Source organism: Bacteroides caecimuris, from assembly GCF_001688725.2.
GTDB lineage: Bacteria > Bacteroidota > Bacteroidia > Bacteroidales > Bacteroidaceae > Bacteroides > Bacteroides caecimuris.
This window is the reverse complement of sequence record NZ_CP015401.2, coordinates 2,104,877-2,122,367: the sequence shown is the minus strand read 5'-3', so window position 1 is coordinate 2,122,367 and position 17,491 is coordinate 2,104,877. Positions and strand designations below refer to the sequence as shown.

General features: G+C 41.8%; 11 protein-coding genes and 4 pseudogenes. 6 read left to right on the top strand and 9 right to left on the bottom strand.

Annotated elements, in window-relative coordinates:
• Positions 1-25: 25 nt before the first annotated feature.
• From A4V03_RS21765 to A4V03_RS09120, 6 genes and pseudogenes are all read right to left on the bottom strand, one after another.
• Positions 26-121 (bottom strand): annotated as a pseudogene (locus tag A4V03_RS21765) (PepSY-like domain-containing protein); the annotation flags it as partial.
• Between the two features lie 112 nt (positions 122-233).
• On the bottom strand, positions 234-1,931 hold the full coding sequence (locus A4V03_RS09140) for an alpha-amylase family glycosyl hydrolase (protein WP_065540355.1): 1,698 nt from the start codon (positions 1,929-1,931) through the stop codon (positions 234-236).
• Between the two features lie 53 nt (positions 1,932-1,984).
• Positions 1,985-2,791 (bottom strand): patatin-like phospholipase family protein, encoded by an 807-nt coding sequence (locus tag A4V03_RS09135; RefSeq protein ID WP_065538650.1) that lies wholly within the window; start codon positions 2,789-2,791, stop codon positions 1,985-1,987.
• Positions 2,792-3,029: 238 nt separating this feature from the next.
• Positions 3,030-3,901, bottom strand: a pseudogene (locus tag A4V03_RS09130) (4Fe-4S dicluster domain-containing protein); the annotation flags it as partial.
• Between the two features lie 2 nt (positions 3,902-3,903).
• Positions 3,904-4,326: pseudogene (locus A4V03_RS09125) on the bottom strand (DUF362 domain-containing protein); the annotation flags it as partial.
• A 13-nt stretch (positions 4,327-4,339) separates the two neighbouring features.
• Positions 4,340-4,849 (bottom strand): hypothetical protein, encoded by a 510-nt coding sequence (locus A4V03_RS09120; RefSeq protein WP_049702732.1) that lies wholly within the window; start codon positions 4,847-4,849, stop codon positions 4,340-4,342.
• A gap of 398 nt (positions 4,850-5,247) precedes the next feature.
• Between A4V03_RS09120 and A4V03_RS09110 the strand changes: the two genes are divergently transcribed.
• Positions 5,248-5,493, top strand: coding sequence for an RNA recognition motif domain-containing protein (locus A4V03_RS09110; RefSeq protein WP_065538649.1), 246 nt, complete (start codon positions 5,248-5,250; stop codon positions 5,491-5,493).
• Positions 5,494-6,109: 616 nt separating this feature from the next.
• Here A4V03_RS09110 and fabD read toward each other — a convergent pair.
• Both fabD and thiD read right to left on the bottom strand, forming a co-directional pair.
• Entirely contained in the window at positions 6,110-6,997 is an 888-nt protein-coding gene (gene fabD, locus A4V03_RS09105) for an ACP S-malonyltransferase (protein ID WP_024987504.1), read from the bottom strand.
• Positions 6,998-7,047: 50 nt separating this feature from the next.
• Positions 7,048-7,884, bottom strand: a complete 837-nt coding sequence (thiD, locus tag A4V03_RS09100) for a bifunctional hydroxymethylpyrimidine kinase/phosphomethylpyrimidine kinase (RefSeq protein ID WP_024987505.1) — start codon at positions 7,882-7,884, stop codon at positions 7,048-7,050.
• A gap of 340 nt (positions 7,885-8,224) precedes the next feature.
• Between thiD and A4V03_RS09095 the strand changes: the two genes are divergently transcribed.
• From A4V03_RS09095 to xylE, 4 genes are all read left to right on the top strand, one after another.
• Positions 8,225-8,956, top strand: coding sequence for an NUDIX hydrolase (locus A4V03_RS09095; protein ID WP_024987506.1), 732 nt, complete (start codon positions 8,225-8,227; stop codon positions 8,954-8,956).
• Positions 8,957-9,075: 119 nt separating this feature from the next.
• Positions 9,076-10,599 carry a xylulokinase gene (locus tag A4V03_RS09090; protein ID WP_024987507.1) on the top strand — a complete coding sequence of 508 codons (1,524 nt, stop codon included), beginning with the start codon at positions 9,076-9,078 and terminating at the stop codon, positions 10,597-10,599.
• A 42-nt stretch (positions 10,600-10,641) separates the two neighbouring features.
• Positions 10,642-11,958, top strand: coding sequence for a xylose isomerase (gene xylA / locus A4V03_RS09085; protein ID WP_065538648.1), 1,317 nt, complete (start codon positions 10,642-10,644; stop codon positions 11,956-11,958).
• Between the two features lie 110 nt (positions 11,959-12,068).
• Complete coding sequence (xylE, locus tag A4V03_RS09080; protein ID WP_065538647.1) at positions 12,069-13,523, top strand: D-xylose transporter XylE; 1,455 nt, start codon at positions 12,069-12,071, stop codon at positions 13,521-13,523.
• A 110-nt stretch (positions 13,524-13,633) separates the two neighbouring features.
• Here the strand turns inward: xylE and A4V03_RS20730 are convergent.
• Positions 13,634-13,789 (bottom strand): annotated as a pseudogene (locus tag A4V03_RS20730) (DUF2776 family protein); the annotation flags it as partial.
• A 210-nt stretch (positions 13,790-13,999) separates the two neighbouring features.
• On the opposite strand from A4V03_RS20730, the gene ileS reads away from it, so the two are divergent.
• Positions 14,000-17,488: an isoleucine--tRNA ligase gene (gene ileS, locus A4V03_RS09075; protein WP_065538646.1), complete on the top strand. Its 3,489-nt coding sequence runs from the start codon at positions 14,000-14,002 to the stop codon at positions 17,486-17,488.
• Positions 17,489-17,491 lie beyond the last annotated feature (3 nt).

Sequence of the window (17,491 nt, the reverse complement as noted above, 5' to 3'; positions counted from 1 at the left end):
TATTGCGCTATTGAATGATTTAGTTCTAGTTTACCAAAAGGGTACTTGGTCCGAGAATATCATACATATCACTCACGTTGCGTGTTTTCAGTAATACTCCTTGTGGAGTATAGAATAACTGAGGCTGTCTAAAAAGTCAGTTCTATCCTCATTTTCCTCCTTCAGGAAGTTGGAGTTACTAACGACTTTTTAGACAGCCTCGATAAGGAATATGCGTTTCCTAGTCTTTTTTCCTAAAAAGTAATCTTTAAAATTTTTCCGTTATAACCTCCAACTGAAACATTTGTCGTTTTATAAGGTAATAAGCTTATTTCTTCTTCAGCACCGGTCATCAAATCGATAGCCTGATAAGACTCCATTTGAGGAATTTGCAAAAAATCGAAGGCATGTGAAGGCACGTTGATGGCAACATCTACCAGTTGACTGTCGAAATTAATAACGAAAAACAGAATCTCGTTTTTGTATTTCCGCATAAAAGTATATTGTTTATGCTCATTGAAACGCCATCCATTTATATTGGCATACATTAAATCAAAAAATACCCCTTTCCTGATTGCCTGCTCTTTGTTGCACAGTGTCAGTACTTTTTGATAAATAGAGTAGAGATGCTTATGTTCCTCAGTAAGCATTTTCCCATCAAACTTTCCTCCGTTACGCCAACGGCGTATAGTATCTACGCTCCAATAATCAAATATGGTAGTCCGTCCGTCTCTTCCGCTGAATCCTTCGCTATCCATACCCAGCTCTCCGAACTCCTGACCGAAATAGATCATCATAGGATTGGTGTTCATACATGCAGAAACAATTAGTGCAGGAATTCCTTTACGCGGATTACCGGCAAAGAAATCAGATGCAATACGTTGCTCATCGTGATTCTCCAAAAAGTTGAGCATTTTTTTCTCGATTCCATTCAGGCTTTGCCAGCAATGAGTGATTGCAGTGGCAGATTCATATCCGCAGGCTACATTTCGTAATGTATCATACAATCCTACCTTATCATATAGATAATCAAACTTGCCACGGAACAGATAGTTACGATATTCATTGGGATTATAGACTTCTGCGATGAAGAGTACTTCAGGATAAACCTCTTTTACTTGAGGAATAGCCCATTCCCAAAACTCAACGGGAACCATTTCTGCCATGTCACAACGGAAACCGTCAATGTTCTTCGACGCCCAGAAAAGAAGAATGTCCAGCATCTTTATCCAAGTGTCCGGGGTCGGGGAGAAGTGGCAGGTACCGCCATTCTGATAATCCACTCCATAATTTAATTTCACTGTTTCATACCAGTCGGTGATATTGGGCGTAGCATCAAAACGATTGTTACCGGTAGCTTTAGCCGGAAATTCCCGGTAAGGCTCTGTTGCTCCGTTTTTCATATCGAACTGGGCATGAAGTTCCGCTTGTGGGATGTAATAAAAATTATTGTATGGACTGAAAGACTGGCTGGAGTCGTCGTTAGCCCCCAATTCCGTTGTACCGTCGGGCTGTGCGTCCGAATGGTATTGGCGTGCTACATGATTAGGTACAAAATCTATGATTACTTTTAAACCTGCTCGATGAGTACGGTGTACTAGGTTTTCAAATTCTTTCATACGCCCCTGTACGTCATTGGCCAAGTCAGGATCTACATCATAATAATCCTTGATGGCATAAGGAGAACCTGCTTTTCCTTTCACAATGGCAGGGTGGTCCGGACTGATATTATAACGGCGATAATCCGTTTGAGTGGCATGTTCGATGATGCCTGTATACCATATATGTGTAGTACCTAATTTTTTGATTTCACCAAGTGCTTTGAGCGTGAAATCAGCCATTTTCCCACAACCGTTGGTGGTAATGTCTCCGTTGTAAACACAATGATTGTTGTTATTTCCGAACAGACGGGTGAACACTTGATAGATAATTATTTTATTTTCGTCATTCATATAGAGTAGATTATTAATATTCGTATTTATTCTTTTTTCCGATGGATAGGAGGTTATTTCCATATTTCCCTTTTTTCTTCCAACAGTTGATTAAGCACCTCATTGGCTGTATTGTATCCTTGTTCGAAGATTTCTTCTGCTTTCTCCAGTTCGGTATTGCTATATCCGTATAGATTGTATGGTTCGATGAGTAAATCACACTTTTCTCTTTCAGGAAAAGTGTTGGCGCGAAACATGAAATGGAATGAGCGCATAGCAATACTGACAATATTCATTTTGTAGTCTTGTGCCATAATGGGGCTTACGTTAACTGCCACCACTTTATTACACACTCTACGCAAGGTGGAGACAGGAAGATTCATCATCAATCCTCCGTCAACATAGTTTGTGCCATCTATATTGACTGGCGCGAACATAACAGGCATACAACAAGAAGCAGCAACCCGTTCAGCAATACTGCCGCGATGAAAGTGTACCATACGTCCATGATCAAGGTCGGTTGCTGTGATAATCAGAGGAAGTTGCAAATCTTCTAAGTTCTTTGCTTTTATGTTGGTCCGGAGAAAGTCTATAAATTCACAAAGGTCAAATAGCCCTTTTTTAGGAATTACCAGTTTGGTTAAATCTTGGAATTTATGTCCGGAGAAATAATCTAGTACTTTGTGGGGTTCGTTGCCATCTGCATAAAAGACACCGGCAAGTGCTCCTGCGCTTACTCCAGAAATGATTTCCGGTTTAATATCATGCTCTAGAAGAGCTTGCATAACTCCCAGATGGGCAAATCCTTTAATAAATCCTCCGCTTAATGCATAGCCAATCTGATATTTCCGGCTATTCCTGTTATTTGTGAATACCTCCATGAGTTGCTTTCTTTAGTTCGCCACGAATTTAGTGAAATTATTGAAAGTAGGAGGAATATAATGAATAGTTTTTTAAAGAGAACGTTATAAGCAGTTTTTTGTTATCCATAGAACACAAGTAAATGCGGATAACAAAACTTTATGCTTACGCAATAACAGTTCTGTGTTATCCGCATTTAAAATATACCACAATAGAGCACAAGTATACGAATGTAAGTTTGCTTCAGCTCCTTGCTGGTTAGAAACCGAAATCGTCTATCTCCATTTTATGTTCTTCGCTTTCTTTAAAAGGTTTGGCTTCTTTTTGCACTGGATTTCCTTCAATATAGATAGCGCGGAATGGACGGGCAGGGCAAACATATTCGCACCCTCCACAACCTACGCATATTTCTTTGTTTACATGAGGGATCGTTAATCCGTCTTTATATGGTACCATTGCCACAGCCTGTGTGGGACAGTGCTCGGAACACGCTCCGCAACTGGTTTCATCAGTATAAACGATGCAATTTTCCTTGATAAAAACAACATATCCCATTTGGGTCAGATGCTTTTGTTCCACGCTTATAGGAAGGATCGCTCCGTTAGGACAGACATCTCCGCAAACAGTACAGTCAAAGTTACAAAATCCTTTCTCAAAACTGACGGTGGGTTGCATCATACCTGCTAAACCATACTCCATAAAAGCAGGTTTCAGGACATGAGAGGGGCATTTCATGCCATTACAAAAATAACTGCAAGAGTGATAATAGCAATGAGAAGAGAAGAAATGCTTAAAACAGAGGTATCTACCTGATAAAACGTATAATTGTTGAACTTGGAAAAGACGGATTCCAACAGATTATTCCCCAACATGTAGATAGGTTTGAATATATGCACTACTACGCGTCCATACGCACTATATGGATCGAGCAGGCCTACAATAAATGTAAATCCGCATAGAAACCCGATTACTGTCAGCCCGAGTATGCCCCAACGCCATTTGTTTTTCGCGGGACTGTAACTATATCTTTTTTTCTTTTTCCCTGTTGATTTTGAAATGCATGCAATGACATCCTGCAAAATACCCATAGGGCAAATTGTAGAACAATAAACGCGTCCAAACAAGAGCGTTCTTTTGCTCCGGCAGCTTTTGCCGCAGCTTCGATGCCGCTGTTTTTGTAGCACTTCTGCCAATCGTCACACGTATGGTCGAATACGGTCACTTCTTTAGCTCCGGCGGCAAAGCATTGTTTCACGATTTCAGCAATCAGTTGCGGGTTGGTGTTTCCTGCCAGTTCCGGCACTTTATCCCAACCGATATTAGGTTTTACGACCACCTTCTGTCCCGGTTTGACGAATTGTTTCATACCGCCCAGTTCGCTGATAGCACGGCGGAACATAGCTTCCGGCTCTCCACCCATGACGGCTACCAAGTCCGGATTGCCTCCGTTCGTATTATTAATGGTCTGGGTTAATATCTCCATTGCCTCCGAATGCTGAATACTCAATGCGGCACCGGTTATGGCTACTGTTTTTAAAAAGTCCCTTCTGTCCATTTTTGATTTTACTTTAGAGTTTTGCAATCGCTTTCAGTAGGGCGTAGCCGCCAAACCATTGAATTAACATACCGGGAATACCAATGCGGAAGTCTTGCACTGCTGCATGGAAATTTCCGATGAATGCCCATTCAAAAGCAGTTCCTATAATCTGATAGGAGAGAACGACACCAAGAATAGCCCATAAAGAAACGGATTTCAGTGTTCGTGCAGCCAAGGCGGAAGTACCGGCAAGTAAAGCGGATTTTATCAATATAATGGGGAGTGCAGCTCCCGATGGCATTGCAAATAACAGGTGATTGATGACAGGAGAAAGAATTGCTGTCAGTAATCCCACACGAAATCCATATTTATAAGCTGCGATCAACGTAAAAAAATAGATCGGCAATAAAGTAGGGCCACCGTATGGTACAAGATGACAGATTTGTGGAAGTGCAATGTTGCCTGCCACAAATAGCAGGGCAAAGAGGTAAGTCCTTACATTGCTGTAATTCAGTGAATAGAGTTTAGCAGATGTTTCCATTTTCGTTGATAATTTTAATGTTTAATAGAACGATAATATTTAAAAAATTAGACTTCTTTTTGCAGAAAAGGTTTAATCCGGACAAAGAACTATTTGTTTAAGTAACTGTCTAAAATTATTAATAGAAAAAAGGAGGCTTCGTTGCGTTTTGAATAACAACTTATAAACGTTAAGTATTGGCCTATTTTCATAAAAAAGATGTTTTGAGAAAAGAAAAAGGAGGGGGTATAGTGTATTATCTCCCAATAATGCTTTCCTTTGTGCCAACAACAATAAAAAGGTTTATTACGATTTGATTTTTTACGTGTATCTTCTCATTGATTTGAGCATATCCATCTCTAATTAAGATCTTCCTAAAACTTTCTTGTTGAATTATTAATTTTTTATATTTGTATTTTATGAATTTGTACATTGGAAATCTTAGCTATAACGTTAAGGAATCAGATTTGAGACATGTAATGGAAGAGTATGGAACGGTTGCTTCAGTAAAGGTAATCACAGATCGGGAAACAAGAAGATCAAAAGGCTTTGCGTTTATCGAAATGCCGGATGATGCAGAAGCTAACAATGCTATCAAACAATTGAACGGTGCAGAATATGTAGGTCGTTCAATGGTAGTGAAAGAAGCATTGCCAAGGAACTAATATTGAATAAATAGATAGTGATTGCTATTTGTTATGGCTCTGCAACATCCGTGCCCAAGGTTTTCCATTCGGCGGTTCACTCCGGACGCTTAATCTTGGTTAACGGATTGATAAAAAAACGAAAAAACAAGCTCCTTCCGGAGCCTTCCCCACGATTCCGTTTTTTTGTCTTTTCCCCGCTTGTCCGCTGCTTTTTCGTCACTTCTCCGTATCACCTTCGTATCACCTTCGTTTCACCTTCGTTCCTTCTTCGTTCTAAAATTGAATAAATATTTACTTAATATCCGTGAAGAAACGAAAATGAATGCTTCATGAAGCGAGGATGGAGCGGAATTTGATGCTTGATTGTTAAATGATGTAAATAGATGGATAGTTTGTTGCGTTTTCCAAAATGCGGACAAACTATCTTCTATTGCGTTTGCATCCGTTAACAAAACGGGGCGCTTGTCGGAAAACTTTCTCCCGCCGGTGATTGTTGACTGCATTGAAGCATAATTACAGCGCGGTTGAGCCCCCATTTTACCAAGAACGGTATCGGATGAAAATAAAAAGTGTGTTGGCAGCTATTACCAACACACTCTATCTCCTTTAAAAAATAAGTCTGTCTTACGGATATTTATGCAATACCGTGAGCATTGACAGTACCGTCAATCTTTTTGATCAATCCTTGAAGTACGGCACCCGGACCACATTCTGTAAAATCAGTAGCGCCGTCGGCAACCATATTCTTCACTGATTGTGTCCAACGTACGGAAGCAGTCAATTGAGCAACCAGGTTCTTTTTGATTTCTGCAGGGTCGGTATGAGGAAGAGCATCCACATTCTGATATACCGGACATTTGGGAGTATGAATTTCTGTTGCCTTGATGGCAGCTTCCAGTTCTACTTTAGCAGGATCCATCACCGGAGAGTGGAAAGCACCGCCCACTTTCAACGGAAGGGCACGTTTGGCTCCGGCAGCTTTCATCAGTTCGCAAGCCTTTTCGATGCCCGGCACAGAGCCGGAGATAACGATTTGTCCCGGGCAGTTGTAGTTGGCCGGTACGCAAACTTCACCTTCTGCATTTACTGCTGCACAGATTTCTTCTACTTTCTCATCCGGCAGTGCGATGATGGCAGCCATGGTGGAAGGAGTCGCTTCGCAAGCTTTCTGCATAGCCATTGCACGTGCATACACAAGTTTCAATCCATCCTCAAAACTCAAGGCTCCGGCAGCTACCAAAGCGGAGAATTCGCCGAGCGAATGTCCTGCAGTCATTTCCGGCTGGAAGTCGTCGCCCATGCAAAGGGCAGAGATAACGGAATGAAGGAAAACGGCAGGTTGAGTAACCTTTGTCTGACGAAGGTCTTCGTCTGTGCCGTTGAACATGATATCTGTAATGCGATATCCAAGGATATCATTTGCTTTTTCAAACAATTCTTTTGCTAAAGCTGAGTTTTCATACAGGTCTTTACCCATTCCCACGAATTGGGCGCCTTGACCGGGAAATACAAATGCTTTCATATTTTTATTATTTAATTGATTTTTAATTGCGGGTGCAAAGTTACGTATTTTTATGATACAACCGCACAAAATGTACACATTTGCGCAATGGGGGCGGGAAAATGCCATAACGGGCCGTTGCCGTGACCGATATGCAAGTCCTTTCCTGCAATGATAGCCTGAGTGATATAATTCTTGGCATGCCGGATGGATTCTTGCATGGGATAGCCTTTGGCCAGACAGGTGGCGATAGCAGAAGAGAGGGTACAGCCCGTTCCATGCAGATTACGGCTTTCTATCTTTTTCTCTTTATATATATGGTATATGGAGTCGGCAGTATGTAGGAGGTCGCACATGTCGTCTCCTTCCAAATGACCGCCTTTTATTAAAAGGCTGGTATGGAAATTATCCGTCAATATTTCAGCTGCTTCCTGCATTTCCCGGATATTATGGATACTTTTACCCGTGAGCACGGTGGCTTCGTCTATATTAGGCGTAATTAAGGTGGCAAGTGGCAGCAACTCTTTCTTTATCTCTTCGATGGTTTCGTCCGTCATTAGCTTTCGACCGCTGGTAGATACCATTACTGGGTCGTACACGACATATTCCGGTCTGTACTTTTTCAGACAATCGGAAATGACACGGACAATCTGAATATCATGTACCATGCCTATCTTTATTGCGACAGGTTGGAGGTCTTCCATCACAGCCTCTATCTGCCCGCGGACAATTTCAGGGGACATAGCTTGCATGGTGCGTACTCCCAATGTGTTTTGTACGGTGACTGCGGTGATGGCCGATGCCGCATATCCGCCTAAAGCCGAGATTGTTTTTATGTCTGCCTGAATACCTGCGCCTCCCGAACAATCGGAGCCGGCAATGGATAAAATGACTGGATGATGTTCCATTTTAGATTTTTTAATATTTACTCTGCAAAGATAGAATAAAAAACGATAAGGTACAAAATGACATATCGTTTAAAGTACAATAAGTATCTTTGTTTCCGTTTAGTGGAATTTATATGAAAAGTACTGATAATAAAGCGTCCGTCCGGTTTTTGTACTTTATAAAATTATCCACTCGTGGAAATACTAAAATACATATTGTAATTCGTAAGATAACACTAACTATTCATATTGTATGATGTATGATATGTATTTCGATGAAAAACAATGTTTTATAGCATAATTCTTATTTTGTTTTGATGGTTTTTAGCCTCTATATTTGCATCGTCTTAAAGAAAAAGATATGCAGAATATACAGAAAAATACACCTTTGGCAAACAATCATATATCAGTAGACTGTGTAGTGATTGGTTTTGACGGAGAACAACTGAAAGTGTTGCTTGTAAAACGTGCAGGTGAGGATAATGGGGAAGTATATCATGATATGAAACTTCCCGGAAGTCTTATCTATATGGATGAAGCCTTGGATGAAGCAGCACAACGAGTTTTGTATGAACTGACAGGACTTAAAAATGTGAATCTGATACAGTTTAAAGCATTTGGTTCTAAAAACAGAACGAGTAATCCGAAAGATGTACGTTGGTTGGAAAGAGCTATGCAGTCAAAAGTGGAGCGTATTGTTACCATTGCATATTTGTCGATGGTGAAGATAGACCGCGCGTTGGATAAGAATCTGGACGATCACCAAGCTTGCTGGGTCGCTTTGAAAGACGTCAAGACATTGGCTTTCGACCATAATTTGATTATCCGGGAAGCGATGACTTATATCCGTCAGTTCGTAGAATTCAATCCTTCCATGTTGTTCGAGCTGCTTCCGCGCAAATTTACAGCCGCACAATTAAGGACCCTTTTTGAGTTGGTATACGACAAAGCCGTAGATGTGCGCAACTTCCATAAAAAAATAGCCATGATGGAATATGTAGTTCCTTTGGAAGAAAAACAACAGGGAGTGGCTCACCGTGCTGCCCGTTATTATAAATTTGATAAGAAGATATATAATAAGGTAAGGAGGTAGACCCTGTTCAAGTATCAAGTATCAAGTATTAAGTATTAGGCGTTGGATGTTAAAGCATTAATTGTCGGACATTGAGCGTTAAATCGTAAATAGTAAATCGTTTAATCGTAAATAAAATTATGTTTCTATTAGGTTATGACATAGGTAGCTCGTCTGTAAAAGCGAGTTTGGTAAATGCGGAGACTGGTAAATGTGTATCCTCGGCATTTTTTCCGAAAACAGAAGCGAATATTATTGCAGTGAATCCCGGATGGGCGGAACAAGACCCGGAGAGTTGGTGGGAAAACTTAAAGTTGTCCACACAGGCTATTATGACCGAATCCGGAGTGAGTGCCGCCGAAATTAAAGCCATCGGTATCTCTTATCAGATGCACGGATTGGTTTGTGTTGATAAGAATCAGCATGTATTGCGTCCTGCTATCATCTGGTGTGACTCCCGTGCGGTGCCATACGGTCAGAAAGCGTTTGAGACAATCGGGGAGGAGAGATGTCTTTCTCATCTGTTGAACTCACCGGGAAACTTTACCGCTTCCAAGTTGGCGTGGATTAAAGAAAACGAACCTGCCATCTATGAGCAGATTGATAAGATAATGCTGCCGGGCGATTATATTGCCATGAAGTTGAGTGGAGAAATCTGCACTACTGTTTCCGGACTTTCGGAAGGTATGTTCTGGGATTTCAAGAACAACCGGGTGGCTGATTTCTTAATGGATTATTACGGATTTGATTCTTCTTTGATTGCAGATATTAAGCCGACATTTGCAGAACAAGGACGTGTAAATGCAATAGCTGCCAAAGAGCTTGGACTGAAAGAAGGGACACCGATTACCTATCGTGCAGGCGACCAGCCTAACAATGCCCTTTCCCTGAATGTGTTTAATCCGGGAGAGATTGCTTCTACGGCAGGAACATCGGGAGTGGTTTATGGCGTGAACGGTGAAGTGAACTATGATCCGCAGTCACGCGTCAATACCTTTGCACATGTCAATCATACCATAGATCAGACACGTTTGGGAGTATTGCTTTGCATCAACGGAACGGGTATTCTCAATTCATGGGTGAAACGCAACATTGCTCCCGAAGGAATATCTTATAATGAAATGAATGTATTGGCTTCCAAAGCTCCTATCGGCAGTGCTGGAATCAGTATCCTGCCCTTTGGCAACGGTGCCGAACGTATGCTGAACAATAAAGAAATCGGTTGCAGTATCCGTGGACTGGATTTTAATACGCATGGCAAGCATCATATTATTCGTGCCGCTCAAGAAGGTATTGTATTCTCTTTTAAATATGGCATTGATATCATGGAGCAAATGGGAATTCCTGTGAAGATGATTCATGCCGGACACGCTAATATGTTCTTGAGTTCTATCTTCCGTGATACTTTGGCGGGAGTGACGGGAGCCACTATCGAGCTTTATGATACAGACGGTTCCGTAGGCGCTGCGAAAGGTGCGGGCATCGGTGCAGGTATCTACAAAGATAACAATGAGGCATTTGCTACACTCGACAAACTGGATGTGATTGAGCCTAATGTGGCAAAACGCCAGGAATATGCTGACGCATATGCCAAATGGAAATATCGCCTTGAAAAATCAATGGCAGGCAAGATACCGGCTCCGGTTCTTTCTTCAGATAAATAATTAACAATTTAAATAATAACCATTTTAAAAAATAAAAGAATTATGGCAACAAAAGAATTTTTCCCGGGAATTGAAAAGATTAAGTTCGAAGGTAAAGATAGTAAGAATCCGATGGCATTCCGTTACTACGATGCTGAAAAGGTTATCAACGGCAAGAAGATGAAAGATTGGTTGAGATTCGCTATGGCATGGTGGCATACTTTGTGTGCTGAAGGTGGCGACCAATTCGGTGGCGGAACAAAGCAATTCCCTTGGAATGGTAATGCTGACGCAGTTCAGGCTGCAAAAGATAAAATGGACGCAGGTTTCGAATTCATGCAGAAAATGGGTATCGAATACTACTGTTTCCACGATGTAGACTTGGTTTCTGAAGGTGCAAGCATCGAAGAATACGAAGCTAACCTGAAAGAAATCGTAGCATACGCAAAACAGAAACAAGCTGAAACTGGCATCAAACTGTTGTGGGGTACTGCCAACGTATTTGGCCATGCACGTTATATGAACGGTGCTGCTACTAACCCTGATTTTGATGTAGTAGCTCGTGCTGCTGTTCAGATCAAGAATGCAATCGATGCAACGATCGAACTGGGTGGTCAGAACTATGTATTCTGGGGTGGCCGTGAAGGCTATATGTCTCTTCTGAATACAGATCAGAAACGTGAAAAAGAACACCTGGCAAAAATGCTGACCATCGCTCGTGATTATGCTCGTGCCCGTGGCTTCAAAGGTACTTTCCTGATTGAGCCGAAACCGATGGAACCGACAAAACATCAGTATGATGTAGATACAGAAACAGTAATCGGATTCCTGAAAGCTCATGGCTTGGATAAAGATTTCAAAGTGAACATTGAAGTAAACCACGCAACTTTGGCTGGCCACACTTTCGAACACGAATTGGCAGTAGCAGTAGACAACGGCATGTTGGGCTCTATCGACGCTAACCGTGGTGATTATCAGAATGGTTGGGATACAGACCAATTCCCGATTGACAACTACGAACTGACACAAGCTATGATGCAAATAATCCGCAACGGTGGCTTAGGTAACGGTGGAACAAACTTCGACGCTAAGACTCGTCGTAACTCTACCGACCTGGAAGATATCTTCATCGCTCACATCGCAGGTATGGACGCTATGGCTCGTGCATTGGAAAGTGCAGCTGCTCTGCTGAACGAATCCCCATACAAGAAAATGCTGGCCGACCGTTACGCTTCATTTGATGGCGGTAAAGGTAAAGAATTTGAAGATGGCAAGTTGACTTTGGAAGATGTAGTTGCTTATGCAAAAGCAAACGGTGAACCGAAACAGACTAGCGGCAAGCAAGAACTTTATGAAGCAATTCTGAATATGTATTGCTAATTAAAATCTAATATTAAGGTGGTAAAGCAGTGGTTGAACTGCTGCTTTATCACCTTCTTTTTATATCTAATCCAACTACTACACACTACTTTATCCAACTTAAAGAAACTATGAACAATACAACGAACGAAGGAAGCAAACTCTATTTGTATTCCATCACATCCGTTGCTATCCTGGGCGGACTGCTTTTCGGTTATGACACGGCAGTTATCTCCGGAGCAGAAAAAGGATTGGAAGCTTTTTTTCTTTCAGCCTCTGATTTCCAATATAACAAAGTAATGCATGGAATCACTTCTTCCAGTGCATTGATAGGTTGCGTACTTGGTGGTGCGCTCTCCGGTATTTTCGCTTCCCGTATGGGACGCCGTAATTCGTTGAGGCTTGCCGCTGTACTTTTTTTCCTTTCAGCATTAGGTTCTTATTATCCTGAGGTTTTGTTCTTCGAATACGGAAAACCAAATATGGACTTGCTGATTACGTTTAATCTTTATCGTGTCTTAGGCGGTATCGGCGTCGGACTGGCATCTGCCGTTTGTCCGATGTATATCGCGGAAATAGCGCCTTCCAACATTCGTGGAACGCTTGTTTCGTGCAACCAGTTTGCCATTATCTTCGGTATGCTGGTGGTGTACTTTGTGAATTACCTGATTATGGGCGACCATCAGAATCCTGTTATTCTGAAAGATGCTGCCGGTGTTTTATCAGTAAGTTCTGAGTCTGATATGTGGACTGTACAAGAAGGATGGCGCTATATGTTTGGTTCGGAAGCTTTTCCTGCTGCATTTTTTGGCTTGTTATTGTTCTTCGTGCCGAAAACTCCCCGTTATTTGGTGTTGGTACAACAGGAAGAAAAAGCCTTTTCTATTTTGGAAAAAATTAATGGTAAAGCAAAAGCTCAGGAAATCCTTAATGATATCAAGGCTACTGCTCACGAAAAGACAGAAAAACTCTTTACTTATGGAGTGGCAGTAATTGTTATCGGTATTCTTCTTTCCGTATTCCAACAGGCTATCGGCATTAATGCGGTACTTTATTATGCTCCGCGCATTTTTGAAAATGCAGGCGCAGAAGGTGGCGGTATGATGCAAACGGTTATTATGGGTATCGTAAACATCATTTTCACATTGGTTGCTATCTTTACAGTAGACCGCTTCGGACGTAAACCGCTATTGATTATCGGTTCTATCGGTATGGCAGTAGGGGCATTTGCGGTAGCAATGTGTGATAGCATGGCTATAAAGGGAATCTTTCCGGTAGTTTCGGTTATCGTATATGCCGCATTCTTTATGATGTCTTGGGGACCGATTTGCTGGGTATTGATTTCGGAAATCTTCCCGAATACAATTCGTGGCAAGGCAGTTGCCATCGCTGTAGCTTTCCAATGGATATTTAATTATATTATATCTTCCACTTTCCCGGCATTGTACGATTTCAGTCCGATGTTCGCATACAGCCTTTATGGAATTATCTGTGTAGCTGCCGCCATCTTCGTTTGGCGTTGGGTGCCCGAAACGAAAGGCAAGACACTGGAAGATATGAGCAAGCTTTGGAAGAAAAACAAATAAATTAGGTTAGTGTAATTTCATCATGTCATTATGACTTCGGTTTCTTGGCATGGTTCTATTAAGATTATGACATCGTACCAATGGTATGGTGTCATAATTGTTTATAGTTTGGCTATGCACTTCATACCGAGTGAAAACACAACAGGGTCGGCCACAACACGACTCCCGTCATCTCCATAACTACAAATAAACGTTCCGTAACTGAAGCAAAAAATAGCCATCGCCAAAGGGATTGCTCTGAATAAAATGCTAATACCGTAATTCATAAGTTAAAGTGCTTTTAGGTTTCCCACTAAAACAAGGAGATACCTGTTTTGTTTAGGCTGTAGGCGGTTTATAATCGTTAACTTCACACGAATCCGATTAAAAGTCCTAGCTTTTTGCTCAACTAAACAAATGTTTTTGTAAATTTGCACCCTTAAAAATGGGGATACCCCTCAAATTGTAAATTGTAAATAGTAAAATCGTAGACAGCTATGGGTAAGAGATTTACTGAATATTCGCAGTTTGACCTTTCGCAGGTGAACAAAGATGTGCTGAAGAAATGGGACGAGAACCAGGTTTTCGCCAAGAGTATGACAGAACGTGATGGCTGTCCTTCGTTCGTGTTTTTCGAAGGACCTCCCTCGGCTAATGGTATGCCGGGTATTCACCATGTAATGGCTCGTACCATTAAGGACATTTTCTGTCGCTACAAAACGATGAAGGGTTATCAGGTGAAGCGTAAAGCCGGATGGGACACGCACGGACTGCCTGTGGAACTGAGTGTGGAAAAAGCATTAGGTATCACAAAGGAAGATATTGGTAAGAAAATCTCTGTTGCCGATTATAATGCTGCTTGTCGCAAAGACGTGATGAAATATACCAAGGAGTGGGAAGACCTGACTCATCGGATGGGATATTGGGTGGATATGAAGCATCCTTATATCACGTATGACAATCGTTATATTGAAACATTATGGTGGCTATTGAAGCAACTATATAAAAAAGGATTGTTGTATAAAGGATATACGATCCAGCCGTATTCACCAGCTGCAGGAACTGGATTGAGCTCACACGAGTTGAATCAACCGGGCTGTTATCGGGATGTAAAAGATACAACGGCTGTTGCCCAATTTAAAATGAAGAATCCTAAACCGGAAATGACCGAATGGGGAACTCCTTATTTTATCGCTTGGACAACTACTCCATGGACATTACCTTCAAATACGGCTCTTTGTGTGGGACCGAAGATTGATTATGTGGCTGTACAGTCTTATAATGCTTATACCGGAGAACCTATAACAGTGGTTTTGGCAAAAGCTTTATTGAATGTACATTTCAATGCAAAAGCTGCTGATCTGAAATTGGAGGACTACAAAGCCGGAGATAAACTTGTACCGTTTAAAGTGATTGCTGAATACAAAGGTACTGATCTTGTCGGTATGGAATATGAACAGTTGATTCCTTGGGTAAAACCTGTTGAAGTATCTGAAAATGGTACTTGGAAAGCTAGTGATAAAGCTTTCCGTGTAATACCGGGTGATTATGTTACTACAGAAGACGGTACAGGTATTGTTCACATTGCACCTACATTTGGTGCAGACGATGCGAATGTGGCACGTGCTGCAGGAATCCCGTCACTTTTCATGATTAATAAGAAAGGCGAAACTCGTCCGATGGTGGATTTGACTGGTAAATTCTATCTGTTGAATGAGCTGGATGAGAATTTCGTAAAAGAATGTGTTGATGTAGATAAATACAAAGAATATCAGGGTGCATGGGTGAAAAATGCTTATGATCCTCAATTTATGGTGGATGGCAAATACGATGAGAAAGCTGCGCAGGCTGCCGAATCTTTGGATATTGTCATTGCCATGATGATGAAAGCAGACAACAAGGCTTTCAAGATAGAAAAGCATGTCCACAATTATCCGCACTGCTGGCGTACAGACAAACCGGTGCTTTATTATCCATTGGATAGCTGGTTTATCCGTTCTACCGCTTGCAAGGAACGGATGATGGAACTGAATAAGACCATCAACTGGAAACCGGAGTCTACCGGAACAGGCCGTTTCGGCAAGTGGCTGGAAAATCTGAATGACTGGAACCTGAGCCGCTCCCGTTATTGGGGTACTCCGTTGCCAATCTGGCGCACGGAAGATAATACAGATGAAAAGTGTATCGAGTCTGTAGAAGAACTTTATAATGAAATAGAAAAATCGGTAGTTGCCGGATTTATGAAATCCAACCCGTACAAGGATAAAGGTTTCGTTCCGGGCGAATATACTGAAGAGAACTATGATAAGATTGACCTTCACCGTCCGTATGTAGACGATATCATATTGGTGTCGAAAGACGGTCAGCCGATGAAGCGTGAATCTGATTTGATTGACGTTTGGTTCGATTCGGGTGCTATGCCTTATGCGCAGATTCATTATCCGTTCGAAAATAAGGAATTGCTGGACAACCGCAAGGTATATCCGGCTGACTTTATCGCAGAAGGAGTGGACCAGACACGCGGATGGTTCTTTACGCTGCATGCTATCGCTACGATGGTATTCGACAGCGTGTCATACAAGGCTGTTATTTCTAACGGACTGGTGCTTGACAAGAATGGTAACAAGATGTCCAAACGCTTGAACAATGCTGTCGATCCGTTCACTACGATTGAAAAGTACGGTTCCGACCCGTTACGCTGGTATATGATTACTAACTCTTCTCCGTGGGATAACTTGAAGTTCGATGTGGAAGGAGTGGAAGAAGTTCGCCGTAAGTTCTTCGGTACTTTATACAATACCTATTCATTCTTCGCGCTTTATGCCAACGTAGACGGATTTGAATATAAGGAAGCCGACGTGCCGATGGCGGAACGTCCGGAAATCGACCGTTGGATATTGTCTGTATTGAACACATTGATTAAAGAGGTAGATGCTTGCTATAATGAATATGAGCCGACCAAGGCAGGTCGTTTGATTTCCGATTTTGTGAATGATAATTTGTCCAACTGGTATGTTCGCTTGAACCGTAAACGTTTTTGGGGTGGTGAATTTACACAGGATAAATTGTCTGCTTATCAGACATTGTACACTTGTCTCGAAACAGTTGCCAAATTGATGTCTCCTATATCACCGTTCTACGCAGATCGCTTATATACAGACTTGATTACTGCAACAGGACGTGACAATGTGGTTTCCGTCCATCTTGCCGAATTCCCGGAATGTCAGGAAGAGATTATAGACAAGGAATTGGAAGCCCGTATGCAAATGGCACAGGACGTAACGTCTATGGTACTGGCATTGCGGCGTAAAGTGAATATCAAGGTTCGCCAACCGTTACAGTGTATCATGGTTCCGGTGGTAGATGAAGAGCAGAAAGCTCATATCGAAGCCGTGAAGAACCTGATTATGAACGAAGTAAATATCAAAGAAGTCAAGTTTGTTGACGGTGCTGCCGGTGTATTGGTGAAGAAAGTGAAATGTGACTTTAAGAAACTCGGCCCGAAATTTGGAAAACAGATGAAGGCAGTAGCTGCTGCAGTTGCTGAAATGTCACAGGAAGCCATCGCTGAATTGGAAAAGAACGGGAAATATGCATTGAACCTGGATGGGGCGGAAGCTATCATCGAAGCGACAGATGTAGAAATCATCAGCGAGGATATTCCTGGATGGCTGGTGGCCAACGAAGGCAAGCTGACTGTGGCGCTTGAAGTGACTGTTACCGAGGAGTTGCGTCGTGAGGGTATTGCCCGCGAACTGGTGAACCGTATTCAAAATATACGTAAATCGAGCGGTTTCGAGATTACAGACAAAATAAAAATAACAATCTCGAAAAATACGCAAACAGATGATGCGGTAAAAGAATATAATACTTATATTTGTAACCAGGTTTTAGGCACATCTTTGGAACTTGTTGATGAAGTGGAAAACGGTACAGAGCTTAACTTTGACGATTTCTCACTGTTCGTGAATGTGATGAAAAACTAATAC

Bases quoted from the DNA above. Each gene is read 5' to 3' on its own strand.
- A4V03_RS09120 (WP_049702732.1), bottom strand. From the start codon at position 4,849: ATGGAAACATCTGCTAAACTCTATTCACTGAATTACAGCAATGTAAGG.
- A4V03_RS09135 (WP_065538650.1), bottom strand. From the start codon at position 2,791: ATGGAGGTATTCACAAATAACAGGAATAGCCGGAAATATCAGATTGGC.
- xylA (WP_065538648.1), top strand. From the start codon at position 10,642: ATGGCAACAAAAGAATTTTTCCCGGGAATTGAAAAGATTAAGTTCGAA.
- A4V03_RS09095 (WP_024987506.1), top strand. From the start codon at position 8,225: ATGCAGAATATACAGAAAAATACACCTTTGGCAAACAATCATATATCA.
- A4V03_RS09140 (WP_065540355.1), bottom strand. From the start codon at position 1,931: ATGAATGACGAAAATAAAATAATTATCTATCAAGTGTTCACCCGTCTG.
- ileS (WP_065538646.1), top strand. From the start codon at position 14,000: ATGGGTAAGAGATTTACTGAATATTCGCAGTTTGACCTTTCGCAGGTG.
- xylE (WP_065538647.1), top strand. From the start codon at position 12,069: ATGAACAATACAACGAACGAAGGAAGCAAACTCTATTTGTATTCCATC.
- thiD (WP_024987505.1), bottom strand. From the start codon at position 7,884: ATGGAACATCATCCAGTCATTTTATCCATTGCCGGCTCCGATTGTTCG.
- fabD (WP_024987504.1), bottom strand. From the start codon at position 6,997: ATGAAAGCATTTGTATTTCCCGGTCAAGGCGCCCAATTCGTGGGAATG.
- A4V03_RS09090 (WP_024987507.1), top strand. From the start codon at position 9,076: ATGTTTCTATTAGGTTATGACATAGGTAGCTCGTCTGTAAAAGCGAGT.
- A4V03_RS09110 (WP_065538649.1), top strand. From the start codon at position 5,248: ATGAATTTGTACATTGGAAATCTTAGCTATAACGTTAAGGAATCAGAT.